The sequence below is a fragment of the Flavobacterium sp. genome (assembly GCF_004211145.1).
GTDB lineage: Bacteria > Bacteroidota > Bacteroidia > Flavobacteriales > Flavobacteriaceae > Flavobacterium.
Window position 1 is genome coordinate 81,603 of the sequence record NZ_SEBS01000003.1, and the last position, 26,372, is coordinate 107,974.

Here is a 26,372-nt window from a genome sequence, read left to right on the forward strand (position 1 = left end):
AAAGTCGACATATTTACCGAATCTGCAAATCGGGAATCAAATTTCCCAGGCAACTATTCACGCTTTGCCACGTCTTGTATTTGTATTACTTTTAAGAACCAAACCAAACAACATGAGAATTTTTTTGATAATCGCATTACTCGCGATCGGCGTTCCGATGTTTTCACAATCGGTTTCCATCCAGGGAAAATTGGTCGACGCCACGAACAACGAACCCGTAATCGCCGCGTCGATAGGAGTGAGGAACCATTTCGCGGGAACGATAACCAACGATGAAGGCGTTTTCCAGTTGAACGCACCCAAGGATTCTGACATCGGGATCACGTGCATCGGATACAAAGACATCGTATTGCCGATTTCGAAATTCACGTCCGAAATTACCGTCATCAAACTCGAACGCAGCGAGGAAATGCTCGAGGAAATCATCGTATCGACAATTCCGATGAAAGACTTGATCAAACTCGTGATCGAAACTTCCCAAAAACGATTCAACAAACCCATCCAGCTCGATACGTATTACCGAGAATTCGTGAAGCAGAACGGCGCGTACACGAAATTCAGCGACGGATTGCTCGAATATCACCTCGACGGAAGTACGAAAAACACGACCTCTGATTTGATCGTAAGCCAATCCCGCGCGTTCCAGATCGCAAAACCCGCCGATGAGGAATTCGATTTCGATTCGGTCATCGGGACAGAAAAAGCCGTCGAAAAATATTACGACCTCAAATTCCTCAAGTCGATTGCGAGCGACCAGAAGAAATACGATTTCGTGCTGAAGCGTTTCATGTCGGAAGGAAAGGAAATGCTCAAGATCGTCTGGACGCCAAAGGAAGACGCCGACGAAATGCTCACGACGGGTTCGGTCACCTACGATCCCGAAACCAAACTGATTTTCGCGTTCGACGCCCATGTCGACGAGAAACACAAGCCGCTCGCCAAAACAATGAATATTTTGTTGTTCCGCATCGAAATCCAGGACATCGACCTTGACGTGAAGTACAAAATGTCGGGCACCAATTATTTGCTTTCGTACAACAAACGTTACGCGAAAATGCGCGTCTGGAAGAAGAACAAATGGAATTACGTGCTCGAATCAAAGACCGATCTGCTCGTGACCAATTTCTCGAAAGACGACAAAACCTACGACAAGAAAGCCGTAAACAAAGAACGCGGCCTGTATCAAAGCGGCAGCAAATACACGTTCCCGTTCTGGAAACAAAGCAATGCGATCGTGCTGACGTCGGCCGAGGAAAAGATCGTCGCGGATTTGGAGAAGAGCGGAGATTAGGTTGATGTTTGTTGTTTAATCGGTTAATGGTCGGTGCTTCTTGCCGAAGGATTCAATTGTCATTGAACTGACTATAAATCACAAGCCATCTCGAAAAATATTTCCTCTATCGGACGATTCGATACACAAGCGATCACTGGTCGTTTCGTCATAATTGTCTGACTCGATTTTAACCGATTAACCCGACCCAATATCCGCGGCACGCAAAACACGACACAACAACAACTTAAAATCCTGTAACGGTTTCACGTTTTCGATTGGGTAAATTGTACGTCTTATTCACGTACGATGGCTGCATTCGATCACACTTCAGGAAAACATTTCGAAATAGACGATGCCGCAATCTACTTTCACCGAATTCCGAATCGAGGCAAACCGACGCTGTTGTTTTTACACGGCGGCGGCGGGACGATCGAGGATTTCAATCAGATCCTTCACGATTTCACCGATGATTTCGATGTACTCGGCATCGACAGTCGCGGACACGGCGCGTCATCGGTCGGATCCGGAAAACTCAGTTACGAACGGCTGCAGCGCGATGTGGAAGCCATTTTGAAATCATTGGACATTTCAAGCGTCACGATTGTCGGGTTCTCCGATGGCGGAATCGTGGGCTATCGATTAGCGTCCGACGATAAAATAATAATCGACAAACTCATCACCATCGGCGGGACTTGGAGCAAAAAAGACCTGAGGGAAACTAAACATCTTTTAGAAAGTTTCACGGTTTCGAAATGGCGCGAGCTCATGCCCGAAGCTTTTTCGACCTACCAAAAGACCAATCCTGAAAAAGACGCCCGGAAATCACTCGAGAAAATCATTTCGATGTGGACGGACGATTCCGATTCGGGTTATCCGGATTCGTCGGTCGAAAAAATAAAATGTCCGACGCTGATCATCCGCGGTGACGAAGATCATTTGTTCTCCCGTGAAAGCGCGTTCAGGCTCGCCGAGTCGATTGCCGATTCGAAACTCCTGAACATTCCGTTCGCGGCGCACGTGGCGTTTGTCGACCAAAAAGAAATCATACTTCAAATAATCACACAATTCCTAAAACAACATACAAATGCCAACGACCAAGAAAACTAGGATCATCGCGTTCTCGGGAAGCCTGAGAAAAGAATCGTACACGACGCAATTGTTGCGCGCATTCGCGAAAGTCACCCCGAAAAACGTCGAATTCGAGATCATCGATATTTCCGATCTGCCGTTCATCAACCAGGATTTGGAAGAAAATTTGCCGACGTCGGTCAAAAACCTGCACAAAGCCATCAAATCAGCCGACGCGGTCCTTTTCGCGACACCCGAATACAACCGTTCGTATTCGCCCGTCGTCAAAAATGCGATCGATTGGGGTTCCCGACCTCAAGGCAAGAACGCGTGGGATGGAAAACCCGCCGCGGTAATCGGGTGTTCGCCTTACAGTTTGGGCGGATTTGGAGCCGTGAATCATTTGCGTCAGGTCATGTTGTATGTGAATCTCGCGACGATGCAGCAACCGGAATTTTATTTGTCGTTCGCTGATGATAAGATGGATAAGGACGATAATATTACCGATAAGGAAACGCAGAAATTCGTGGGTGATTTTTGGAAGGCGTTTTTGGAGTGGACGGTGCGGTTTGTTTGATTGTTTGCTTTTTTAAACCATTTGGATAGTTAAGGAAGTTAGGGTTGGGCGCAGTTTGTTGTGGGCTGTTGCTTCGCAAGTTTTTTTTTGTTGCTTCGCAACTTTTTTTGACACGAAGACACGAAGGCACGAAGGCACGAAGGTTTGGTCGTTTTGATTTTTGCGTGTTGTAGTTTTGTGCTTTTTGTTTTTTTGTTTGTGCGCGTGTACTTTTCGCCTTGCACTTTGCACTTTGCACTGATGCATTTACCACACGAATTTTCCAATCAAAAAGCAACGTATACGCCAACGGAAGACACGTATTCAAATAAACACCCGAGGCGCAGCCGAACTGATGGAGCGCAGCGGAATAAATCAACAAATCAACGAATCAACGAAAAAACCAACGTCCACGGAAAGGCAAGAATCAGATAAACAATTCAACTTTTTGGTTGCTTCGCAACTTTTTTAACACGAAGTCACGAAGGCACGAAGACTCGAAGGTTTGGTAGTTTTGATTTCTATGTTTTGCAGGTTTGTGTTTAATCATTCATGCACTTTGCACTTTGCACTGATGCATTTACCACACGAATTTTCCAATCGAAAAGCAACGGAAGACACGTATTCAAATAAACAAATAAACAAATCAACGAATCAACGAATTATCGAATCAACAAATCAACGAAAAAACCAACGTCCACGGAAGGCAAGAATCAAATAAACAATTCAACTTTTTGGTTGCTTCGCAACTTTTTTAACACGAAGGCACGAAGGCACGAAGACACGAAGGTTTGGTAGTTTTGATTTCTGCGTGTTGTGGTTTTGTGTTTAATCATTCATGTACTTTGCACCTTGCACCTTGCATCTTGCACTTTGCACTGATGCATTTACCACCACGGATTTTTTCATTAGAAAGCAACGTATACGCTAACGGAAGACACGCATTCAAATAAACAAATCAACGAATCAACAAATCAACAAAAAACTAAAGTCTACGGAAGGCAAGAATCAAATAAACAATTCAACTTTTTGGTTGCTTCGCAACTTTTTTAACACGAAGGCACGAAGGCACGAAGTTTTGGTAGTTTTGATTTCTACGTGTTGTGGTTTTGTGTTTAATCATTTATGCACCTTGCACCTTGCACCTTGCACCTTGCACTTTGCACTGATGACCTCCACGGATTTTTTCATCAAAAAGCAACATATACGCCAACGGAAGACAGGCATTCAAATAAACAAATCAACAAATCAACAAATCAACAAAAAAACTAAAGTCCACGGAAGCCAAGATTCAAATAAACAATCAAACGATTCAACAATTAACCAACAAATAACTATTTTTGCGTCCTTGGAATCCATACACAAATACATCGACCAACTCAACGACGCCCAGCGCGCGCCGACCTTGCAGAAAGACGGTCCCATGATCATAATCGCGGGTGCCGGCTCGGGTAAGACGCGGGTGCTTACGATCAGGATTGCGTACCTGATGGCGCAGGGCGTGGACTCGTTCAACATCCTCGCGCTCACGTTTACGAACAAGGCGGCGCGTGAAATGAAATCGCGAATCGCGGCTATCGTCGGCAACAACGAGGCGAAGAATTTGTGGATGGGAACGTTCCACTCGGTGTTCGCGAGGATTCTGCGCGCCGAGAGCGACAAGTTGGGTTACCCGTCGAACTTTACGATTTACGATACGCAGGATTCAGTGCGGCTCATCGGGTCGATCATCAAGGAAATGCAATTGGATCGCGATATTTATAAGCCGAAGCAGGTTTTGGGTCGGATCTCGTCGTACAAGAACAGCCTGATCACCGTAAAAGCGTATTTCAACAATCCCGAATTGATGGAAGCCGACGCCATGTCCAAGAAACCGCGTCTGGGCGATGTCTACCAAAATTACGTCGACCGATGTTTCAAGGCGGGCGCGATGGATTTTGACGATTTGCTGCTCAAAACCAATGAACTTTTGGCGCGTTTCCCCGACGTGCTCGCGAAATACCAAAACCGTTTCCGCTACATTCTCGTCGATGAGTACCAGGATACGAACCACTCGCAGTATCTGATCGTGCGCGCGTTGAGCGACAAGTTCCAGAACATTTGTGTCGTCGGTGATGATGCGCAGAGTATCTATGCGTTCCGGGGCGCGAACATCAACAATATCCTGAATTTCCAAAAGGATTACGACGGCGTGCAGACGTATCGCCTCGAACAGAACTACCGCTCGACCAAGAACATCGTCGAGGCCGCGAATTCGATTATCGATAAAAACAAAACCAAGCTCGACAAGATCGTCTGGACAGCTAACGACGACGGGCCAAAAATAAAAGTACACCGTTCGATCACCGATGGTGAGGAAGGCCGTTTCGTCGCCGGGGAAATCTGGGAGCAGAAAATGCAGCAGCAGCTCGACAACGGCAAATTCGCAATCCTATACCGAACCAACGCCCAATCGCGTGCGATGGAAGACGCGCTTCGCAAACGCGATATCCCGTACCGAATCTACGGCGGCTTGTCATTCTACCAACGCAAGGAAATCAAGGACGTATTGAGCTACCTGCGATTGGTGATCAACCCGAAGGACGAGGAAGCACTCGTTCGCGTGATCAATTATCCGGCACGTGGCATCGGCGATTCGACGATCGAAAAACTCACCGTTGCCGCGAACCACTACAAGCGCCCGATTTTCGACGTGATGGAAAACATCGATAAGATCGATCTTAAACTCAATTCGGGCACCAAACGAAAGCTCGACGATTTCGTCACGATGATCAAGAGTTTTCAGATATTGAACGAAACCCACGACGCGTTTTTCATAGCCGAACACGTGACCAAAAAAACCGGTCTCGTCATGGAACTTAAGAAAGACGCGACGCCTGAGGGAATCGCGCGCATCGAAAACATCGAGGAACTTTTGAACGGTATGAAGGATTTCATCGAGGGCCAAAAGGAAATCGACGGAGCCCGAGGTTCGTTGTCGGAATTCATGGAAGATGTCGCGCTTGCAACTGATTTAGATAAAGACACGGGCGACGACGATCGCGTGGCGCTGATGACGATTCACCTCGCGAAAGGGCTGGAATTTCCGTACGTATTCATCGTCGGGATGGAAGAAGATCTGTTCCCGAGCGCGATGAGCATGAACACGAGAAGCGAACTCGAGGAAGAACGCCGACTGTTCTACGTCGCATTGACAAGGGCCGAAAAACAAGCGTACCTAACGTATGCCCAATCGCGTTATCGCTGGGGAAAACTCACCGATAGCGAGCCTTCGCGTTTCATCGAAGAAATCAAACCCGAATATATCGAATATCTTACGCAGCCTGAAACCGGCTATCGTTACAAACCGATGATCGACGCCGATATCTTCGGTGATGTCGACAAATCGAAACTGCGACAGACCAAACCCGTAACGGGAACGCCGCCCAAATGGATCACCGACAACCAGCCGAAGCCTGATTTAAGCATCCGGAAACTAAAACCCGTCGGAACGAGCAAACCGTCATCGAATGGAGCGAATCTGTTTGACGGCAACCTGATAATCGGGAATGTCGTGATGCACGAACGCTTCGGAAAAGGGGAAATCTTGAATCTCGAAGGCGTCGGAGGCGATAGGAAGGCTGAGATTCGCTTTGAAGTCGGCGGAATTAAGAAATTGTTGTTGCGATTTGCGAAGCTTGATGTGATTGGTTGAGATTTTAGAATTGAGATTTTGAGTGGGAGCGATGTTTACATTTAAGAAAGGCCGGTTCAAAAAAAATTGCGGGCAATCAAATTCACCAAAAAAACATTTAATTTTTACTATTAAGAGCATTAAGCTCATTAAGGAAACAAATTCTTAATGAACTTAATGTTCTTAATGGTCAAAAAAATAAATCAAAAGTTTCCGCAATACAATTCCCGACCAAAATCTTAACTAACCTTAACTTCTTAATTGTTAAAAGCGAAACACTCGTTTTCAATTAAGCGACTTCCTAACGAACTGCGATTTCAAGTCCGAAATCACCGATACCAAAATCATCGGCCACAACTTATCCTTACAAGCGCCAAAATTTCGGACATAACTTAAATCAAAAAATTCGCGGGCAATCAATTTCACCAAAAAAACATTTATTTTTTCCAGTAAGAGCATTAAGAGCATTAAGAGCATTAAGGAAGAAACTCTTAATGAACTTAATATCCTTGATGGTTAAAAAAAATAAAACTTCACTTACAATACAAGTCCGACCAAATCTTAACTAACCTTAACATCTTAATTGTTAAAAGCGAAACACTCGTTTCAAATAAGCATAAAGTGCATCGACAAAAAGAAACTCTTAATGAACTCAATGTCCTTAATGGTTAAAAAAAAATTACAATTTCACCTACAATCCAAATCCGACCAAAATCTTAACTAACCTTAACTTCTTAATGGTTAAAAACAAAATTGCACCAACCATTAAATCACATACCGCTAAAATCAAAATCAATTAAACGACTGCCGAAACCCCAAAGGCGAAAAACTCGTCTTCATCTTAAACAACTTACTAAACGACTGCGGATGTTCAAACCCCAACTCATACGCGATCTCACTCACGCTCAAATCACTCCCCGACAATTTCTCCTTAGCCTTTTCAATCAACTTATCATGTATGTGTTGCTGCGTGCTTTGTCCTGTCAAAATCTTAAGCAATCCGCTGAGGTAATTGGGCGAGACGTTTAGCTTGTCTGAAACGTATTGAACCGTCGGCAACCCTTTTTCATGCAACTTATTATCGTCAAACCAATCGGCGAGTAATTCCTCAAGCCGTTCAAGGATTTTGTGGTTAGAGATTTTACGCGTTAGAAACTGTCGGTGGTAAAATCTATTCGCATAAGTAAGCAGCAATTCCAATTGCGCGATGATCACATCCTGGCTGAAATTGTCGATGTTCGACCGGTATTCCTTCTCAATGTTCTGGATGAGATCGGCAATCGTATTCTCTTCTTTTTCTGACAAATACAACGCTTCATTGACCGCATAACCGAAGAATTCGTATTGCTTGATCGTCTTCGCGAGTGGCGTGTTCCAAAGGAAATCGGGATGTATCAAAAGCGACCATCCAGTATGCCTGTAATCGCCGTCGACCTCGATCGAATACACTTGTCCGGGCGCCATGAAAAACATGATGCCTTCGTCGAAATCGAACTCCTGCTGTCCGTATTTCATCTTCGCCTTGAAGTCGCGTTTGAGTGCGATCGTGTAGAAATTGTTCACAAGTGTGATCGGCTGGTCCGGAATCCGGCTCTTCATTTCGCCCGAACTGATCACGCTCACCAATGGATGCGACGGTTTTGGCCAACCGCGTAGTTTGTGGAATTCGGAGATCGTGTTGTTAAGATGAGGTTTGTTGGGCATGTCTAAAGATAGTTAATTTGATTTTTTTTGAACCATAGCATTAAGAACATTGAGATTGGAGCGGATAATTGCGGCGCCGAAGCTTTGCGTCGGTTTTTTAGTCACAGATTACTTCGTCAGTTCGCTTCGCTCGGGTCACAAATTTTTAAATAGATTTTTAAAGATCTGTAAATCTGTGGCTTTCAAATAAATACCTTTCTGTGGTAAGCTGTTTAAGCGTTATTCTGAGTCCAAAAATTTCTTGAAATCGACCGCGTAATCGACGAGTTTTGTCTTTCCGAGCGGATTCGGACGGTTTTTGAAATAATCCTCACCGAGCAATCCCGTGTTCAACGCCGAATACATCTCGACCAAACCCGCGGCAATTTTTGGGTTCATCCCGGCTTTTGTCAATCCGTCGAGCATCGTTTGGTCGGAAATTATTACCCATTTCAGATTCGGTTTTCCGATGGCCGGCCCAAGGATTTTTGCCGTTTCATCGCCCGTCAATTCCTCGCTCGCAACGTAGCGGATCTTGCGTCCCGAAAATGGCGTCGTGATTTCGTCGGCGATGGCAGACGCGATATCTACAGGTGCGACCCACGGAATTTTCGTTTCGCCATGGTTCGAATAAATCGTGTCCTCGCTCTTGATGCCGCGCACATAAGCGTTGAGGTTGTAGAAAAACGACGTCGGACGCATGTGCGTGATCGAAACGTCTGACGGAAGTTCGTCGAGAATCAAAGCCAATTGATGCGCTCCTTTCAAAATCCCGTTTCCTTCGCTCAAATGCGCGCCGATCGTACTTAAATTCACCACGCGTTTCACGCCCGAATCGGCGATCGCTTTCGCGTAATTACTACCGAGCCTGCGATAATAGGCGAGAAGGTCGAGGCTGTGGTCGAAGTAATTGTTGGGCGGAACCATCGTGTAGACCGCGTCGGCGCCCGTAAATGTCTCGGTAAGGAAATCCACGTCTTCGAGCGTGCCTATTGCGGCTTTCGCACCCAGAGTTTCGATTTCGGACGTTTTTTCAACATTGCTGCTGATTACGGTAACGTTGTGGCCTTTCTGCGCCAATTCGGTCGCAAGCGGTTTGCTGATATGTCCCAAAGAACCTGTCAAAATGATTTTCATGATAGTTGATTTATGTTTGGCAAAGTTGGGGCGAAACGGGTGAAACGACGTAGCCGAATCTATTTTCGTCTTAGCTGAAAATAAGGTGCCGATTTGCAAAACTCGCCTCGAATGGGTAGCTTCGGACGAAATTCCGCTCTATGTCCATCAAGAAATCAATTCTGCTTTTACTGTTTTTCGTGTTCCAATTCGGGTTTTCGCAGGATTATCGCGAGCAGTTCGGCGGCTTCGTGAAGGCGAGCGATACGGTGAACCAACTCAAAATATTGCAGCAATGGGAGAAGAAGAATGCGTCCGATCCTGAATTATATGTGGCGTGGTTCAACTATTATTTCATAAACGCGAAGAAGGAAATGTTGCATCTTGGTGACAATCCTGAAGGCAAGGAAGCGCTTGAAATAACCGATACGACAAGCAAAAAACCCGTAGGATATTTGTACGGGACGGATCATTACGACGACGCCAAAGTCGAAAAAGGAATCGCCAAAATCGATGCCGCCATCAAGAAATTCCCGACGCGGCTCGACATGCGTTTCGGGAAAACCTACGTGCTTGGCGAAATGAAAAATTGGTCCGATTTCACGACCGAAATCATCAAAACCGTCGAATATTCGGCCAAAATCCAAAACAAATGGACGTGGCGCGACGGCAAACCCGTTGAAGACGCGAAGAATTTCATGCTCGGCAGCATACAGGGTTACATAAACCAATTGTATGAGGCCAACGATGATTTGCTGCTCGACGACATGAAACGCATTTCTGAAACCGTCGTGAAATATTATCCCGACCACGTCGAAAGTTTGTCGAACGTTTCGATCGTATTGATGATCCAAGGCGATTTCGACAAAGCGCTCACGTATCTTTTGAAAGCCGAAAAACTCGCGCCGAATGATACGGTCGTACTCGGAAACATCGCGCACGCCTACAATTCAAAGGGCGATTCGGCCAAAGCGATCGCGTATTACGAGAAAATCCTCGCGATCGGAGATGAGAACACGAAAGCATTCGCCAAAGACCGAATCGAGAAAATCAAAGCTAAAAAGTAGTGCCTGAGTGCCTGAGAACCTTAGTGCCTGAGCGGATTTCGTAAAGAATTACGTTTTTGATAACATTTGAGTTGGGGAAAAGGGGTTAATTTGATGTTGTTGATATGTTGATGTTGATGTGTTGATTCGTTGATTCGTTGATTCGAGCAATCGATGGGCGAAAAGTCCTTTCAAAGACAAAACATCAAATAAACACATCAACGCATCAACGCATCAACGCATCAACATCAAAAAGTCCCGTCAAAGACACAACAGCATCAAATTAAACTAAAATGTCACAGTTCATCAAAATATACGAAGACAAACCCAACGAAGCAGCCATCCAACGCGTCGTAAAGACTTTGCGCGACGGCGGTTTGGTTATTTACCCGACCGACACGGTTTACGGTCTGGGTTGCGATATCACGAACACGAAAGCGCTCGAAAAGATCGCGCGCATCAAGGGAATCAAGCTGGAAAAGGCGAATTTCTCGTTCGTGTGCAGCGATTTGAGCAACCTGAGCGACTATGTGAAACAAATCGACAGCGCGACTTTTAAGTTGCTCAAACGCGCGCTTCCGGGACCTTACACGTTTATTTTACCCGGAAACAACAGCCTGCCAAAGGAATTCAAGAAGAAAACCACCGTCGGTATCCGCGTGCCCGACAACAACATCGCGCTTGAAATCGTGCGCCAATTAGGCAACCCGATCGTGTCGACGTCTATCCACGACGAAGACGAAGTACTCGAATATTCCACCGATCCGGAACTTATTTTCGAAAAGTGGCAAAACCTCGTAGACGTCGTCATTGATGGCGGTTACGGCGGGAACGAAGCCTCGACGATCATCGACCTTTCGGGTTACGAACCCGTCGTCGTGCGTGAAGGCAAAGGCGATCCCGATATTTTTTAACCGTTCACACAATTATAATTCATCAATCAAAAAAACATGGCAAATCAACCTGAGGAAACAATCAAAAAAGCCTACACGGCATTCAACGACCGCAACATCGACAACGCTTTATCCACGATGCAGAATGACGTTCAATGGTCGAAAGCCTGGGAAGGCGGCTATATAATCGGGCATGACGAGGTAAAGCAATATTGGACGCGCCAATGGAGCGAAATCGATCCAAAGGTAGAACCCGTCGGTTTTGACGAGCGCGACAACGGCAGCCTCGAAGTCAGAGTCCATCAAAACGTGAAGGATCTTCAGGGAAATCTGATGTTCGATGGGCTCGTGAAACACGTTTACACCTTTTACGACGGCCTGATCAAGACCATGGACATCGAACTCCTCGAAAGCAACTGAATGTCTCGCAGCAATCCGTATTCGAATCGGGCAATTCGCGTCTAAAAACATTTCCAATCATCGTCAAGCGCCGTAACTTCGCAGCATGAACAATTCCCGTTACTACTTTTCAGCGATCTCGGCCTTCAGTATCTGGGGCGTTTTTAGTCTGGCATTGCGTCCGATAAAGGAATTCGCCCCTCTCGATATCTTGTTCTACCGCATTTCGTTGTGCTTGATCCTGCTTTTGATTCTCGTGTTCGCGATCCGACGAAAGCAACTCAACGAAACGCTTCGCACATTCTCGGCCTTTGACAAAACAAAGAAGCGAAAACTGCTGTCGATCAATGTAGTCGCGGGATTGCTGCTCACCTCAAACTGGTTCCTGTTCATTTACGTGATGAATTTCGTGAGCGTAAAAGCAACCGCGCTTTCTTACTTGGTTTGTCCGATCCTGACCGCCGCACTCGCCGTCATCATCCTTAAGGAAAAAATGAAAAACATCCAATGGATCGCGCTGCTCGTGGGTTGCGCAGGTTGCGGAATGTTGGCGGCCGGTCACTTGCGCGATTTGGTTTTGAGCGTGTTGATCGGGGTTTCGTATGCGCTTTATCTGATCATCCAAAAGAAAAACGCGGGTTTCGACAGTTTCTGCATCCTCACATTTCACGTTTGCGTAGCGGTCGCGACATTAGGAATATTGTTCCCGTTTCTTGATATCGGTGTTCCTCAAAGTCCGAAGTTTTACGGTTTCATCGCGATCATCGCAGTGTGTTTCACGATTTTGCCGATGTTTCTGAGTTTGCTCGCACTCAAAGGAATCAAGTCGTCCACGGTTGGAATGTTAATGAACATCAACCCGATAATCTCGTTCGCGCTGTCGGTGTTCTACTTCGATGAAAAGGCCGACGCCTGGCAATACTCGGCGTATTCGATCGTTTTTGTCTCGGTCATACTCTTCAACATTCCCGCGATTTTAGGCAAGCGGAATACCGAACCGGCAACGGCCGAATGACCGTTCACTCGCCTGAATTTTCCATTCGCAATTTTATATTTTAGGATCGCCGACTGTAGTTTTAGGTTTGTCGAAAATAATCGATCATGACAAAACAAATTATCACACAAAATCCCAAAACACTCTCGAGTAACGTCAAAGCCTTTTTTTGGCTCTGGCTCGCGCCTTTGGCGGCATTGATAATTATTCCCTTACTGATGGGAAATTTCGAATCCGTCCTATACTGGAAGTTCAACATCTTCTTGGCCGTATTCTTTTCGATTAGCGCAGCAACAAATGGCTTCCTCGTGCCTTTGCTGTCACGGAACTTCTCGATTTTCAAAAGTGTTTTTATCGGGATGTTGGTCGTGTTGCTGCTGTCGTTTTTATACGACGCGCAATTCGCACTGCATTTCCGCGACCTCAAATATCAAAACATTCAAGTTTCGGTGATCCGCTCGATTTTGAACGCATCGGTGTTCGTGCTCGGACATTTTTCGATCCGGCTTTTTTCACGCCAAAAAAGCGAACGCGATTTCAATTTGCCCAAATCGGCGTCGTTCTATAAGAAAATCGTGCTGTGGATTTCAGTTCCCCAAGGTTTGTTGATCGGATTTATATTTGTGACCGAATCGCTTCACAAATCATCGTCCCTTGACAACATCGTATACGTTTTGGGCGCGCTCGGATATTCGCTTCTAACAACGGGAACTGCTGTACTTGCCGTATTTTTGTTGACCAGGTTCTCGTTTCTCAAATCCGAAACGGCTGTTTTGGTCGCTGCGACAACGGTGCTTTGCGTGTTGGCGGGTTCCGCGTTTTCGATGGCGACGCTGGACCGATTCACATTGACGTCGGCCTTGGTCACGGTTGTGTTTCCAAGTTTCTTCACGGCAAGCGGCGTGATATTTTTATTGCTTCATTTCAATTCCGACGCCGCGAAAAACAAGACGATAAATGCGCTCGACCGATCGTTCCGAAAACAGTATTCCGAACTGCGCTATTTGAAACAGCAAACCAACCCGCATTTTTTCTTCAATAACCTGAACATGCTGATCTCGCTGATTGAGTCCGATCCTCAAAAAGCCGCGGTTTTCGGCAAGCAACTCGCCAATGTCTATCGGAAATTCCTCAAGGCCGATGATGTTGACTTTGTAAGTATTTCCGACGAGATCGAATTCATCTCGGAATATCTCGAGATCTACAAAGCCAAGTTCGGAGCGTCCGTTTCCATTTCGATCGATGTAAATTCCGACGGATTTCTACTTGCGAATTCACTTCAGGAAATCATCGACAATATTTTTAAGCACAACGTCTTATCGGACGAAAATCCAATTGAGATTTCTATTTTTTCAACCGACGATTACCTGATCGTGAGAAATTCGACGCGACCTAAAATCGCCGAACATTCCGACAAGAAAGGACTCTCGAATATTCTACGCCGACACGAATTACTCGTCGATCTGCCCTTCATAGTCAACGCTGAAACGACGTTTTTCGAAGTAAAACTTCCAATCCTCAAATCCGAATGATCAAGACAGCGCTCATAATCGAAGATGAAATTCCCGCGGGTTTGCGTTTGGAACGCTTGCTTCGATCGCGTGGTTTTTCGGTGCTCGCAATCTTGCCGTCGGTTGCAAAGGCGACGCGTTGGCTGACTGAAAATCCGCATCCAGATTGGCTTTTCGTCGATATCGAACTCCGCGACGGAAACATATTCGCGTCACTCGAAAAGTTACGGCCGAAGTCGCGAATCGTGTTCACGACGGCCTACGAAGACCGGGCGCTCGAAGCATTCCGACACGGTGCGATCGACTATTTGCTAAAACCGATAGACGAATCCAAGCTCGACGCGGCAATCGAGAAAATCGAAAGAATCGGGAATGTGCTGCAACCGCAAAACGCTTCATCTGAAGTTCAGAAATCGATGCTGGTTTCGGCGGGAAAAACGATACGCAAAGTAGCGCTTGATGAAATCGCATATTTTTCAAGCGTGAACAACATGACGTTCGTTCATTCGCAAAACCGCGATTATCCGATAGGGAAGTCGCTCGAAAAGCTGGAGTCGGAACTCGACGAGCGATTGTTTTTTCGCGTGAGCCGTAAGCATATCGTGAATCGCGGATTCATCGACCGCATTTCATCGACCGAACTTTTTCTCAAAAACATATCCGATCCGATATCGGTAAGCAGGCAACGCGCCAAGAGTTTCAAGGAGTGGTTTTCACAGGTTTAGCGCCCAAAATGTGAAACCATTTCGTTGATTTCCCTGGTGTTTTCCTCGATCTTCGATTTGTATTTTACGTTTTCCTCGTCGATCATCTTGTAAAGCAAGTCGTTGTTTTCAAGCCTTAGTTGTACGTATTCGCGCATCATTTTGATTCGTTCGTAATACGGTTCGGGCAATTCCATGTCGTCCATCTGTTCGGTGATGGCGAGATTTTCATCCCAATAATAGTCGCTGCGGTCGCGGATTTCCTTCAGGGCTTGATGTTTTTCGACATAAGCCGTCGATAGGACTTCAAGCGCCAAACGTTCGTGGGTGATGAATTCCCCAAGTTTCTGGTTGAAAAGGATGGTGTCGTCTGAAACCGTTTTTGACATCCCGAATGAGACGATGCCGAGAAAAACGCCTAATGCCGTGAGCGAAATATATTTCGGCAACGACACATTCGGACGCGAAAAACTCGGAAGAATCGCGAAACCGCAGAGTATCCCAAAAAGTAATCCGCCGATATGAGCGGCGTTGTCGGTCTGGCCTTTTAATCCCGAAAGCAGGTTCAGCACGACATAAATGAGCAATCCGGGCAATACGTTTTTCCGAAATTCCTTGCGTACGAGATTCGTCGTGAGCAACGCCAGGAAGACGCCGAACATGCCGAAGATCGCGCCCGAAGCTCCGGCACTCGCGGTTCCGACGTACCACCAAACGCTCGCGACTCCTGATGCGGCGGCACATAAAAGATACAGACCGGCGAATCTTGCCTTGCCCAAAATAGGTTCGAGCATGCTGCCGATGTAGCCCAAAGCGACCATGTTGAGCAACAAATGAAGCAATCCGTAATGCAGAAAACTCGACGAGATGATGCGCCACCATTGGTTTTCTCCTATCGTAAGCTCGCGCAGGTCGCCGCCCCATTTTAAGATCGTTTCCGCGCCGGGATCCAGGAAATCCACACCGAAGCCGATCATGATGAGATAAACGGCAATGTTCAGGTAAATCAAAGACGGCGTGACTATGTAGCCTTTGTAAAAAGTAAAAAATCCGAGGAAATTATGGTTGAGCGACGGATGTTTCATTTCAATTTCTCCAGAAACGACCGCAACGTCATCCTCGGCAGGTTTTTCGACCTCGACCTCGACTTGCGGTTCGTGCAGCAAAGCGTCGATGTCCTGTGCTAAAAATTCGCGCCGGACGACTTCGTACATCTCGATGAACTTCCTAACGTTCTTGCGGTTTCGGTCGAGGTCGAACATTTCATTTCCGAGTGATTCGCTTGTAATGAACGCGGCGTCAAAATCGGGCGTCGCGCTGATCTCGGCATTGTGCGAAAGCTCGTCGTTATTGGTCCGGGCGACGAGACTTCCGTCGTTTATCGCAATTGATCGCAAGCCGAGCCTGTTCGCGGTTTCACGTGCGAGAAACAGGAAATGGGACGCGGGAAGTCGGTTCAACGATATGCCTTCGCTGTACTTTGGCGGGAATCCGATGGCCATAAAATACGTTTGGTTTAAACTGCAAATTAAGTTTTTTTCGCAAACGCCGGAATGAAGGCATAAAAAAAGCGCCTCTTTCAAAGCGCTTTATATTAGTTTCTCACGAAAGGCGGCAGCAATTTGCTTTTGACTTCCCCGAATCCGATTCGGATGTCGTTGTTCTTGCAATGCCCGCGCATGATCACGGTGTCGTTGTCGTTTATGAATTTGCGTTCGCTTCCGTCGCTGAGTTTCAGAGGGTTTTTTCCGCCCCAGGTGAGCTCGAGCATCGATCCGAAACTGTCTTCGGTCGGGCCTGAAATCGTTCCCGATCCCATCAAATCGCCCGAATTTACGCGGCAACCGTTCGACGTATGGTGCGCCAACTGTTGGCTCATGCTCCAATACATGTATTTGAAGTTCGATTTCGACACGAGGTTTTCATCGCCGTTTTCAGGTTGTATGAACGTCTCGAGGCAAATATCGAACGCGTGTTTCCCTTTTTGCTGCAGATAGGGAAGTGGAGACGGGTTTTGTTTCGGTCCTTTCGCGCGGAACGGTTGCAACGCGTCCATCGTCACGATCCAAGGCGAAATCGACGTCGCGAAATTCTTCGCAAGGAACGGCCCGAGCGGCACGTATTCCCATTTCTGCATGTCGCGCGCGCTCCAGTCGTTGAGCAAAACCATGCCGAAAATGTGGTCTTCGGCTTCGTGCACGGGAATGTTTTCGCCCATGATGTTGGCATCGGTCGTAATGAAACCGGTTTCCAATTCAAAGTCGACCAAACGCGAAGGCCCGAAAACAGGAGTCGTTTCACCGTTTGGCAGGGTTTGTCCCATCGGCCTGTGGACCGGAATTCCTGACGGAACGATCGTCGAGCTGCGTCCGTGGTAGCCTACGGGAATGTGAAGCCAGTTGGGCAACAATGCATTCTCAGGATCGCGGAACATTTTCCCCACGTTGGTTGCGTGCTCGCGGCTTGAATAAAAATCGGTATAGTCGCCGATGAGCACCGGCAATTGCATCTCGACGTCGGCTATATTAAAAATGACGGTGTCGCAATGCGATTTGTTGTCGCGCAATTGCGGGTTTTCGGCATCAAAGATATCGGCGATCCGATTGCGTACCTGGCGCCAGGTTTTTTGTCCGTCCGATATGAAATCGTTAAGCGTGTCCTGCATGAACATGTCGTCGGTGAGCTCGATTCCTTCAAAGTAATTAAGTTGTTGCAGTGCGCCGAGGTCGATCGCGAAGTCGCCGATACGGGTCCCGATCGTGACCACGTGATCTACGGTCAAAAAGACGCCGAACGGAATGTTTTGTATGGGAAAATCGCTGTCGGAAGGCACTTCGAGCCACGATTTCCGACGCGGGTCATTTGCTGTTATAGGCATGGTTTGTTTGTTGTATATGGTGTGGAAAGGTTGTTAAAATTGGGCAATCAAATATAGAATTAACATTCATTTTACCAAACGTATTTCGTATTTTTGGCCTCACTTTAACTTAAATTTATAAGATGCGCAACGACCAGGAAATTTTCGATTTAATCTTAGAAGAACAAGACAGGCAAGTACACGGGCTAGAGCTTATCGCGTCCGAGAATTTCGTGAGCGACCAAGTCATGGAAGCTGCGGGTTCATGCCTTACGAATAAATACGCCGAAGGTTATCCGGGCCGTCGTTATTACGGTGGTTGCGAGGTGGTCGACGTGGTGGAACAGATCGCGATCGATCGTGCGAAGGCGCTTTTCGGTGCCGAGTACGCGAACGTGCAACCGCATTCGGGATCACAGGCGAACACCGCTGTTTACGCGGCATGTTTGAAACCCGGCGACAAGATTTTAGGTTTCGACCTTTCTCACGGCGGACACTTGACGCACGGTTCGTCGGTGAACTTCTCAGGCAAATTATACGAGCCGTCGTTCTACGGTGTCGAAAAAGAAACAGGTCGTTTCGACTATGATAAAATACAGGAGATCGCAACGAGAGAGCAGCCGAAAATGATCATCGCAGGCGCTTCGGCTTACTGTCGTGACATGGATTTCAAGCGGTTCCGCGAGATTGCCGACAGCGTCGATGCTTTGCTTTTGGCCGACATTTCGCATCCTGCGGGATTGATCGCGAAAGGCTTGATGAACGATCCTGTTCCGCATTGCCATATCATCACGACCACGACACACAAAACCCTTCGCGGGCCACGAGGTGGAATGATCCTGATGGGCAAGGATTTCGAAAACCCTTGGGGATTGACGGGGCCGAAAGGCGATATCCGCATGATGTCGGCGTTGCTTGATCTTGCCGTTTTCCCTGGAAACCAAGGCGGACCGTTGATGCACATCATCGCCGCGAAAGCCGTTGCATTCGGCGAAGCGTTGAGCGACGAGTTTTTCCAGTATGCGATGCAAGTCCAAAAAAATGCGAAAGCGATGGCCGAAGCGTTCATGGCACGCGGTTACAACCTGATCTCAGGCGGAACCGACAATCACATGATGCTGATCGACCTTCGCAACAAAGGAATCACGGGCAAAGAAGCCGAGAACGCATTGGTGAAAGCCGAAATCACAGTCAATAAAAACATGGTGCCGTTCGATGACAAATCGCCGTTCACGACTTCGGGAATCCGCGTTGGAACTCCGGCGATCACGACTCGCGGCCTTGTCGAATCGGACATGGAAACCGTAGTCGAATTGATCGACCGCGTATTGATGAACATAAACGACGAAGCCGTCATTGAGGAAGTCGCTGATGAAGTGAATGCGATGATGAGTGAGCGTGCGATATTCGTGTTTTAAAAGTTTATTTGTTGATTTGTTTATGCGTTGATTCGAGTCAGTGTCTTCCATTGTCGGCCCTGTCTCAAATCAACGCATAAACGCATAAACGCATCAACCATGCTACGTCTCCAACTCCCAACCGATCCACGCTGGGTAAACATCGTCGAAACGAATATAGGGGAAATCCTTACCGATCACGCCTGGTGTGAGCAGAAAGCCGCGACGAACGCGATCACGATCGTCACGAACAACCCGAACCTTTCAGATTTGGTAACGGATATGCTTGCGATCGCGAAAGAGGAAATTGAGCATTTCGACATGGTGCACGAACTCATCAAGAAGCGCGGCCTTACTTTGGGCAAGGAGCGCAAGGATGATTACGTCGGGGAGCTTTTCGGATACATGAAACAGAATTTGTCAGGTGAGCGCGATTCGGGATTGGTCGAGCGACTGCTGTTTTCGGCCATGATCGAAGCGAGAAGTTGCGAACGATTCAAAGTGTTGTCGGAAAATATAAAGGACGAAGAACTCGCAAAATTCTACCGCGACCTGATGGAAAGCGAAGCCGGACATTACACGACTTTCATAACGCACGCGCGAAAATATTCACATAATATCGACGTTGAAAAACGCTGGCGCGAGTGGCTTGACTTCGAAGCGTCGGTGATTGCGAGATATGGGAAAAAGGAAAGTATACACGGATAGTTTTTTGTTAATTCGTTAATCGTTTAATCGGTTAATCGAAACCACCGCTAACCAATTAACTAATTCAACTATAGTTGTCCGATTAAACAATGAAAATAAAGTTCGCTTTCCCCAACGAATTCAACATCATCAAAGACCTCGCGGAGCGCATCTGGCCTGTGACGTATGGCGAGATAATTTCGTCGGAACAGATTGATTACATGATGGGAATGATGTATTCGATCGAAACGCTGAATGCGAATCACGAGAAAGGAGTGGAGTTCCTGCTAGTTGAAGAAGACGGGAAATATCTCGGATTTTCAGCGTTCCAACACGATTTTAAGGAAAAAGGACGTTCTCACGTCCAAAAGATTTACGTGCTTCCTGAAGCCCAGGGAAAAAACATCGGACGCATGCTCATGCATTTCATGGAGCGGCAGTCACTTGAAAAAGGCGCTCAAAAAATGACGCTTAACGTAAACAGGTTCAACAAGGCCCGGCATTTTTATGCGAAACTCGGTTATGAGGTCGTCGAAACCGTCAATATTGAAATCGGAAACGGTTATCTGATGGAGGATTTCGTAATGGAGAAAACGCTGTAATCAATTCGAACGCTGGTTTGGAGGAGTTCCCGGTACCGCATCGGGGATCGGATCGTCAAGCTTGGGCTTATCCTGGTCGGTCGTCGTCATGCCTGAACCTTTTTCATTCGGATCATTTTTACCGGCGGTATTTGCTTCTTTTTTAATTTTCTTGGTTTTTTTCTTGGTGATCTCATTAGGAGCTTTCTTCATGATTTGCACTGGTGTCGTTTTTCTTGCCTTGGCTTGAGCCGACGAGATGCCGAACGTCAGCATCGCGAAAATCAGGAACATGATCGTTTTCATAATCGTTTCATTTAGGTGTCGAATAAAAATACTGATAATCGTTTTCCCGACTGTTGAATTTAAGTAAAATTTATATCGAAACGTTTGATAGTAAGCCAGACTATGCGTATTGTGCAATTCTTACAATTAAAGGTGTAAGAACACATAACGCTAATTATCGTCAATTTGTGAGGCACGATGGCTATTCTTCCATCTTAAAAAACAAAATGCCATGGAAACTGATCACACGTCAACGTTAACCGTCAGAATCAACGGGATGATTGAAACGCCTCCTGCGGCGAATCGCGAAAATTTCAGACAAAGCGTTATTGAAACCATTTTGTTTGTTTTAAAGACACAGGACGTCGATGTCGAATACATCGGTTACAAACCTGACCGTCTAGGCGTACATCATCTGGATTCGGTAACCACCGATTATGAGGACTGTATTTATGCGAGTCTCAGCGTGAGTGAAAATTTATTGTCGAGATTTGATGAGAACCATCGTAAAGAAGATATCATCCAGGCTTTCGTAGAAGCTTTTGAAAACAAAACCCACCGACATCTGGAGGTGGATTCGACGCTGGAATTAAAAGGCAAGAAGCATCGGATTATCGAGATGAGCAGCGATTGGAAGTTGTATTTGAAGCAAGGTTAGTTTGATTGGAAAGTGAATTTATTTTTTTGAAGATATTTCATCCTGACATTTTTGTTGGGATTTTTTTTTGGATTTAAGTTTTCCGATGAGACGTTGGCAATTTGGATTTGAGGCGGATGTTTGAGGGGATTACTTCGTAATCCGGGGTGAAGTTTGGGCTGGAAATGTTAGTGTTTTGGAAAATAGAAGGATTTGATTGTTTGTGACTGGATTACTTCGTGATCCAGAGTGAGCTCCGGGTTGAAAAAGGAAAATCCCATTGCTTTTGAAAAAAAAGCAATGGGATTTTTTGCTTCCCAAGAAACTCGAAAGCGAAGCTTTCGATTTCTCGGTAAACAAAAAATCCCGCTCTCTGAGCGGGATTTTCCTTTTATTCGTGACCTCGACTGGATTCAAACCAGTAACCTCTTGAGCCGTAATCAAGTGCGCTATTCAGTTGCGCCACGAGGCCTTATTGCGGGTGCAAATATAGGCAAGAAACTCTAATTTGCAAATCAATTTCAGTGAAAATTATTTCTTTTTTTCCAAAGCTCTGGTTGTCACATAATAACGCCAGGCAATTAATGCCATTTGCCATTTGCTTGCCTTTGCCAAATCGAGTTTTTGGCTCGTAAGGCTCGGCAACAGCAGTTTGTTCAGTTTGGCAAGCAGTCGAAACATAACGGCGTCGGTTTACCCAAATATAGCGAATCGAGCGCAAATAAGCCAGAACTATCGGCTCTAATTCGATAAAATTCTTGACATTCGCACCAAAAAAAAATGTCGCTTGAATACATCCAAAGCAAAGATTTTTCCCAGAAATTCACGTTCGACGACATCGCGTACACCGATTTCGAGAATTGCATCTTCACCGATTGTGATTTCACGATGGCCGATTTCACGGGAACTGCATTCATCGACTGTACGTTCAAAGGCTGCAATTTCCAATTCGCAAGGATCAATTACGTGGCGTTGCGCGGTGCGGCGTTCACCGATTGCGACTTCAGCGACGTGAATTTCGCGATGGTCGACCAACTGCTTTTCGACATCAGCTTCACGGGTTGCATTCTCGATTACGCCAAATTTTATACGCTCAAGTTGCCTAAGACCGTTTTCGGCAACTGCAGCATCGTTGCCGCCGACTTCATGGCTGCCGACCTTACCGAGGCTGTATTCGACAATTGCAACCTGCACAAATCCGTTTTCATGGACACGATCGCCAACAAGACTGATTTTTCAACGAGCTACAACTTTACGATCGATCCTGAAAAGAACAAACTCAAGAAAGCGCGCTTCTCAAAAGACGGTCTCGCCGGACTGCTCACCAAATACGAAATCATCGTCGCATAAAAAAATCCCGCCTGTGAAGACGGGATTCCCATTTAAAGGTAACATCGTTTATTTTCCTGACGCGGCGCGTTCCTTTGCGAGTTCCTCACGCATCTTGCGGATTTCTTCCTGAGCTTTCTTGATGTCTTCGCGCGCGGCCTCGATATCCTTGCGGGCTTGCTCCATATCGTCTTTTTTGTAGCCTTTTGCCACGATTTCCTTATCTCGGCTCCTTTGGCTGGCTTCGATCTCCTTATGAGCGCGTTTGATTTCGGCGGCAGAACGTTTGATTTCGGCTTTTGCGCGTTCCAGTTCAGGACGGGCGGCCGCGATCGCTTTTTGGGCTTCGGCGAATGCCTGGCTTGAAATTTCGCGAAGATCTTCAGACGTAAAGACCTCGTCCCCGTTCACACTGATGATCATGTCTTCGTTTCCGTTTTTGGAGCGCGAAAAACTTCTGATTTTAACCGGATCGATGTCGAACATTATTTTGTCGGCCTCGGCACCCGTAACTTCTTTGCCGTTGACGATGACCGTGCGTTTGTTTCCGTTGCGTGTCGCGACGACGATTTTTTGGTCGGCGACAAGAGAATCGGTGTCGAAATCAAAGTCGAAATTGAAGTTCAAGTTTTCAGTCACGTCTTCGCCCTCGTTTTCATCATCGTCTTCCGAATCATTACGTGTGAATGAAATGTGCGTTTGCGGTTTGTTCTCGTTTTTGTTGAAGATGTGAAATCTGTTTCCCGTAAAACCGATCGCGCCGTCATTTTCCTTGTAGAATCGGATTGGTTCTATGGGTTTGTCGCTCGCGAACATGGTCGTTCCTTTCTTTCCGTCGGCATCCTTGAACTCGGCCTTGATCGCGATTATTTCGCCGTTGCCGTTGCGTTTTACCTTTGAGAATTTGAGTTTGATACCGTGGTCTTTCTTGAGTTGTTCGGACTTGGCTTTGAGTTCGGCGTCCGACGTATTTTTGTCGACGACAACCTCGACGCCTTCCTGGGCCGCGACGATCATAGGATCGATGTTGCGCTGTTGTGCGACCACTTTCACCTGAAAATAAAGCAGGAACGCGGCCAAAGCGGGCACGATCAACAAATACTTCCAGGAATTCCACTTGCTCGATTGATTTTTGTTAAGCATAACGATTCGTTTTTTGATTAATGATTGAAAAAAATGATTGGTAACCGCAACGCAACTTTCGTGCGTCGTTATTTTTAAAAGCGTGAACTGATATGACTTCAAGTCCGGGATTTTCTTCGCGGCCTCGCTATCGGCGATGAACTCGAGATTTTGCAGGATCGCTTTTTTGTAGAGCCAGGCAAACGGATTCCACCAGAACGCGATGCACATGAAACGCGCGATCAGGACGTCTAACGTGTGCTGTTGCGCGCTGTGGACTTTTTCGTGTTCGAGGATGTTTATAAGTTCATCGGTGCTGTAAAGCGATGAATTGTACACGATGTAACTGAAGTACGAAAACGGCGCGACATTTTCGGCAACGTCTACAAATTTATAATCCAATTGGCGTTGCACGGTCTTTCCCTTTAGTAATTTCCGAAGCGAATAAAAGTCTCGTAAAAAACTAACAATCAATGCCAAAGTAATCAATGCATAAACCGATGCTGCAACCAAAAACCAATTGACTTCAAACGCTTCTGCGGCAGGCGTGACCGTCGAATAAGCAATCGAATCCAGTTCTGAAAGCGAGCCGTTGTCCCAATTCACAATCGGTTCGACAGGCGTCGGATCGACCCAGACCACTTTCCTAAAAGTAACCAAAGGCAGCAAGACCGACGTGACTAACCCGAGCAGCAAATACCAACGGTTACTCTTAAAAAACGTCTCGCGGCGCAACAACAGATAATACGCGACGAAGAACAGCGCCATGAGCGCGCCTGATTTTGCGAGATACAAGGCCAGCGTTTCCATTATTTGTCGCGTTTTTCGATGGTCGCCAGGATCTCACGCAGCTCGTCGGCTGAAATTTTTTCCTCCTTCGCAAACATCGACACCATATTCTTGTACGATGAATTGAAATAATTGTCGATCGCGGTCTTCATGAAACCCTTGCGATAATCTTCTTTTTTCACGATCGGGAAATACTGGTGCGTATTTCCGTAGGCCGTGTGCGACACATAACCTTTTTCCTCGAGGTTGCGCACGATCGTCGACAGCGTGTTGTAATGCGGCTGTTCATCGGTGATTTCGGCCATCACATCTTTCACGAATGCCTTTTCGAGCTTCCAGATGATGTGCATGATTTCTTCTTCTTTGTTGGTCAGTTTTTGCATAATTAAGTTTGAGTCGAAAGTCTAAAGACTGACGAATTTGGGTGGATATTATTTTAATTTTTTGAGCATCTCTAGGCTGCGATCGTAACTTATCGGATAAGAATTCGCCGCGTCCGAACCAGCTTTGGAGTAGTAAACCAAAGCGTTTTTCTTATCGCCTCGGAGCAAATGGAGATACGCGATCATTTCATATTCGAAGTTTTTGATTTTGATGTCCGACTCAGATTCCGACAGTTCTTCAAATATCGATTCGGCAACATCGAGGCGTTCGTCAGCGTACGCTTTTAAATTGAATCCGTTTTGAAATCCGAACCAATATTCCCAGACCTTCCCGCCTGACTGCTTGTTGTTCGCATCGCGCATCAATTGGATGGCGACGTCGAGAATTTGCGTTTTTTGTTTCGCGTCCAGCGGATTTCGGGCGATCGACAAATAGTGTTCCTTCGCACGTTCAAATCCGATTTTGTCTATTTCGGCAAGCCACGATTCCTTTTGATACAATTCGTGGTTTTGGACGTAACTCGAATAAGCGAAAGTAGGAGCGAAGCGGGTTGCGAGCGATTCAAGTCGATAACCGTTCGCGAGTTCGGTTTCCAGATCGATCTCGAATACATTTTCAAAATCGTGGAACAGATACACGTAAACCTTCTTGCGTTTCAAGTCGTAGATCGCCGAATATTGGGTTGACAGATTTCCCTCTTGATGCGTGGCGTTCAACACCGATTTCATCATTGGAACAGAAACTGTTTTGGCATTTGACAGCATATTTTCAGCAGTCGTATAACGGAAACAGTTGAAACCTTTTTCGAGATCGAGAATGTTGAAATTGGTATTGATCTGATAGTTGTCCTGCTTCAAAACCTTTCCACCCGGATTGATTACGATTGATTTTCCGGTCGCATCGGCCAACAAAACTTGGGACGAATTAATGTAGTCGTGGGTTTCAAGGAGCTTCAGCGCCTCATCGACCGTTTTGCATTTGCCGATGATTTCAAAAAACAAATCGCCTGAAAATGGGTTTTTAAATTTCATCTCCGACGTGTCAACACCGTATTGTGCCGTGTAATCGTAAAACAGCCCGAATTCGTTTATCGCCGCGGCAACCTGCAAATCGGGAGCACCGAAACAAACCGACCCAAATCGCTCTTTCGTGGCTGGGTTAAACCAAACGCGGGTAAAAGGAGTATAATCGTCTTCATTCGCAGCGGCGAAAACCTCACCGTTTATCGCACATGAAAATATCGTACAACTATAGCCGCTTAAAGAAGTCGCCGAAAGCACAATCAAAAATATGTCGCGGATGATTTTCATTGATCCAAACCTACAACTATATTTTTAGTTTGCAAACTATATTTTTAGTTATTTAACGATTTTTTAGGAATATTTGAT

General features: G+C 46.3%; 23 protein-coding genes and 1 tRNA gene. 15 read left to right on the top strand and 9 right to left on the bottom strand.

Translation table 11 applies throughout. The features are described 5' to 3' along the window. Positions 1-112: 112 nt before the first annotated feature. The 4 genes from EOO50_RS02145 to EOO50_RS02160 all read left to right on the top strand — a co-directional run bounded on the left by EOO50_RS02145 (position 113) and on the right by EOO50_RS02160 (position 6,591). The gene (locus EOO50_RS02145) at positions 113-1,291 is read left to right on the top strand and encodes a carboxypeptidase-like regulatory domain-containing protein (protein WP_290837433.1); all 1,179 of its coding nucleotides are present in this window, start codon (positions 113-115) and stop codon (positions 1,289-1,291) included. Positions 1,292-1,579: 288 nt separating this feature from the next. Beyond that, the gene (locus tag EOO50_RS02150) at positions 1,580-2,380 is read left to right on the top strand and encodes an alpha/beta hydrolase (RefSeq protein WP_290837434.1); all 801 of its coding nucleotides are present in this window, start codon (positions 1,580-1,582) and stop codon (positions 2,378-2,380) included. Continuing rightward, positions 2,358-2,918 (top strand): NAD(P)H-dependent oxidoreductase, encoded by a 561-nt coding sequence (locus tag EOO50_RS02155; protein WP_290837435.1) that lies wholly within the window; start codon positions 2,358-2,360, stop codon positions 2,916-2,918. Before EOO50_RS02150 ends, EOO50_RS02155 begins: the two co-directional genes overlap by 23 nt. A 1,336-nt stretch (positions 2,919-4,254) precedes the next feature. Then, positions 4,255-6,591 carry a UvrD-helicase domain-containing protein gene (locus EOO50_RS02160; RefSeq protein ID WP_290837649.1) on the top strand — a complete coding sequence of 779 codons (2,337 nt, stop codon included), beginning with the start codon at positions 4,255-4,257 and terminating at the stop codon, positions 6,589-6,591. Between the two features lie 771 nt (positions 6,592-7,362). Here the strand turns inward: EOO50_RS02160 and EOO50_RS02165 are convergent. Further along, positions 7,363-8,274 carry an AraC family transcriptional regulator gene (locus EOO50_RS02165; RefSeq protein ID WP_290837437.1) on the bottom strand — a complete coding sequence of 304 codons (912 nt, stop codon included), beginning with the start codon at positions 8,272-8,274 and terminating at the stop codon, positions 7,363-7,365. 219 nt (positions 8,275-8,493) lie between these two features. Continuing rightward, positions 8,494-9,390 carry an NAD(P)H-binding protein gene (locus tag EOO50_RS02170; protein ID WP_290837439.1) on the bottom strand — a complete coding sequence of 299 codons (897 nt, stop codon included), beginning with the start codon at positions 9,388-9,390 and terminating at the stop codon, positions 8,494-8,496. Positions 9,391-9,530: 140 nt separating this feature from the next. On the opposite strand from EOO50_RS02170, the gene EOO50_RS02175 reads away from it, so the two are divergent. The 6 genes from EOO50_RS02175 to EOO50_RS02200 all read left to right on the top strand — a co-directional run bounded on the left by EOO50_RS02175 (position 9,531) and on the right by EOO50_RS02200 (position 14,937). Further along, complete coding sequence (locus tag EOO50_RS02175; protein WP_290837441.1) at positions 9,531-10,436, top strand: tetratricopeptide repeat protein; 906 nt, start codon at positions 9,531-9,533, stop codon at positions 10,434-10,436. 272 nt (positions 10,437-10,708) lie between these two features. After that, positions 10,709-11,329, top strand: coding sequence for an L-threonylcarbamoyladenylate synthase (locus tag EOO50_RS02180; RefSeq protein ID WP_290837443.1), 621 nt, complete (start codon positions 10,709-10,711; stop codon positions 11,327-11,329). Positions 11,330-11,365: 36 nt separating this feature from the next. Further along, complete coding sequence (locus tag EOO50_RS02185; RefSeq protein WP_290837445.1) at positions 11,366-11,728, top strand: nuclear transport factor 2 family protein; 363 nt, start codon at positions 11,366-11,368, stop codon at positions 11,726-11,728. A gap of 85 nt (positions 11,729-11,813) precedes the next feature. Next, a complete protein-coding gene (locus tag EOO50_RS02190) occupies positions 11,814-12,722 on the top strand; it encodes an EamA family transporter (protein WP_290837447.1) in 909 nt (302 codons plus the stop codon). Positions 12,723-12,808: 86 nt separating this feature from the next. Next, positions 12,809-14,233, top strand: a complete 1,425-nt coding sequence (locus tag EOO50_RS02195) for a histidine kinase (protein WP_290837449.1) — start codon at positions 12,809-12,811, stop codon at positions 14,231-14,233. Then, complete coding sequence (locus tag EOO50_RS02200) at positions 14,230-14,937, top strand: LytTR family DNA-binding domain-containing protein (RefSeq protein WP_290837451.1); 708 nt, start codon at positions 14,230-14,232, stop codon at positions 14,935-14,937. Before EOO50_RS02195 ends, EOO50_RS02200 begins: the two co-directional genes overlap by 4 nt. Here EOO50_RS02200 and EOO50_RS02205 read toward each other — a convergent pair. Continuing rightward, entirely contained in the window at positions 14,934-16,418 is a 1,485-nt protein-coding gene (locus EOO50_RS02205) for a rhomboid family intramembrane serine protease (protein ID WP_290837453.1), read from the bottom strand. The two genes, EOO50_RS02200 and EOO50_RS02205, sit on opposite strands and share 4 nt — an antisense overlap. 92 nt (positions 16,419-16,510) lie before the next feature. Continuing rightward, positions 16,511-17,794 carry a fumarylacetoacetase gene (gene fahA / locus EOO50_RS02210; protein WP_290837455.1) on the bottom strand — a complete coding sequence of 428 codons (1,284 nt, stop codon included), beginning with the start codon at positions 17,792-17,794 and terminating at the stop codon, positions 16,511-16,513. Between the two features lie 122 nt (positions 17,795-17,916). On the opposite strand from fahA, the gene glyA reads away from it, so the two are divergent. The 3 genes from glyA (at position 17,917) to EOO50_RS02225 (ending at position 20,459) form a co-directional block, all read left to right on the top strand. Continuing rightward, on the top strand, positions 17,917-19,191 hold the full coding sequence (gene glyA / locus EOO50_RS02215; RefSeq protein ID WP_290837457.1) for a serine hydroxymethyltransferase: 1,275 nt from the start codon (positions 17,917-17,919) through the stop codon (positions 19,189-19,191). A gap of 99 nt (positions 19,192-19,290) precedes the next feature. Further along, positions 19,291-19,878 (top strand): tRNA-(ms[2]io[6]A)-hydroxylase, encoded by a 588-nt coding sequence (locus EOO50_RS02220; protein WP_290837459.1) that lies wholly within the window; start codon positions 19,291-19,293, stop codon positions 19,876-19,878. A gap of 89 nt (positions 19,879-19,967) precedes the next feature. Further along, complete coding sequence (locus EOO50_RS02225) at positions 19,968-20,459, top strand: GNAT family N-acetyltransferase (RefSeq protein WP_290837461.1); 492 nt, start codon at positions 19,968-19,970, stop codon at positions 20,457-20,459. On the opposite strand, the gene EOO50_RS02230 is transcribed toward EOO50_RS02225, so the two are convergent. Further along, positions 20,460-20,744: a hypothetical protein gene (locus tag EOO50_RS02230; protein ID WP_290837463.1), complete on the bottom strand. Its 285-nt coding sequence runs from the start codon at positions 20,742-20,744 to the stop codon at positions 20,460-20,462. Between the two features lie 211 nt (positions 20,745-20,955). Here EOO50_RS02230 and EOO50_RS02235 point away from each other — a divergent pair, with 211 nt between their 5' ends. Next, positions 20,956-21,381, top strand: coding sequence for a hypothetical protein (locus tag EOO50_RS02235; protein ID WP_290837465.1), 426 nt, complete (start codon positions 20,956-20,958; stop codon positions 21,379-21,381). Positions 21,382-21,758: 377 nt separating this feature from the next. On the opposite strand, the gene EOO50_RS02240 is transcribed toward EOO50_RS02235, so the two are convergent. Further along, positions 21,759-21,832 (bottom strand) — tRNA-Arg (locus EOO50_RS02240). A 308-nt stretch (positions 21,833-22,140) separates the two neighbouring features. Here EOO50_RS02240 and EOO50_RS02250 point away from each other — a divergent pair. Beyond that, the gene (locus EOO50_RS02250; RefSeq protein WP_290837469.1) at positions 22,141-22,710 is read left to right on the top strand and encodes a pentapeptide repeat-containing protein; all 570 of its coding nucleotides are present in this window, start codon (positions 22,141-22,143) and stop codon (positions 22,708-22,710) included. A gap of 48 nt (positions 22,711-22,758) precedes the next feature. Here EOO50_RS02250 and EOO50_RS02255 read toward each other — a convergent pair whose 3' ends face one another. From EOO50_RS02255 to EOO50_RS02265, 3 genes are read right to left on the bottom strand one after another with little or no spacing between them, the layout of a single operon-like run. Continuing rightward, a complete protein-coding gene (locus EOO50_RS02255; RefSeq protein ID WP_290837471.1) occupies positions 22,759-24,621 on the bottom strand; it encodes a M56 family metallopeptidase in 1,863 nt (620 codons plus the stop codon). Next, a complete protein-coding gene (locus EOO50_RS02260) occupies positions 24,621-24,983 on the bottom strand; it encodes a BlaI/MecI/CopY family transcriptional regulator (protein WP_290837473.1) in 363 nt (120 codons plus the stop codon). The genes EOO50_RS02255 and EOO50_RS02260 overlap by 1 nt, the downstream gene beginning before the upstream one ends. 48 nt (positions 24,984-25,031) lie before the next feature. Beyond that, on the bottom strand, positions 25,032-26,294 hold the full coding sequence (locus tag EOO50_RS02265; protein WP_290837475.1) for a hypothetical protein: 1,263 nt from the start codon (positions 26,292-26,294) through the stop codon (positions 25,032-25,034). Positions 26,295-26,372: the final 78 nt, after the last annotated feature.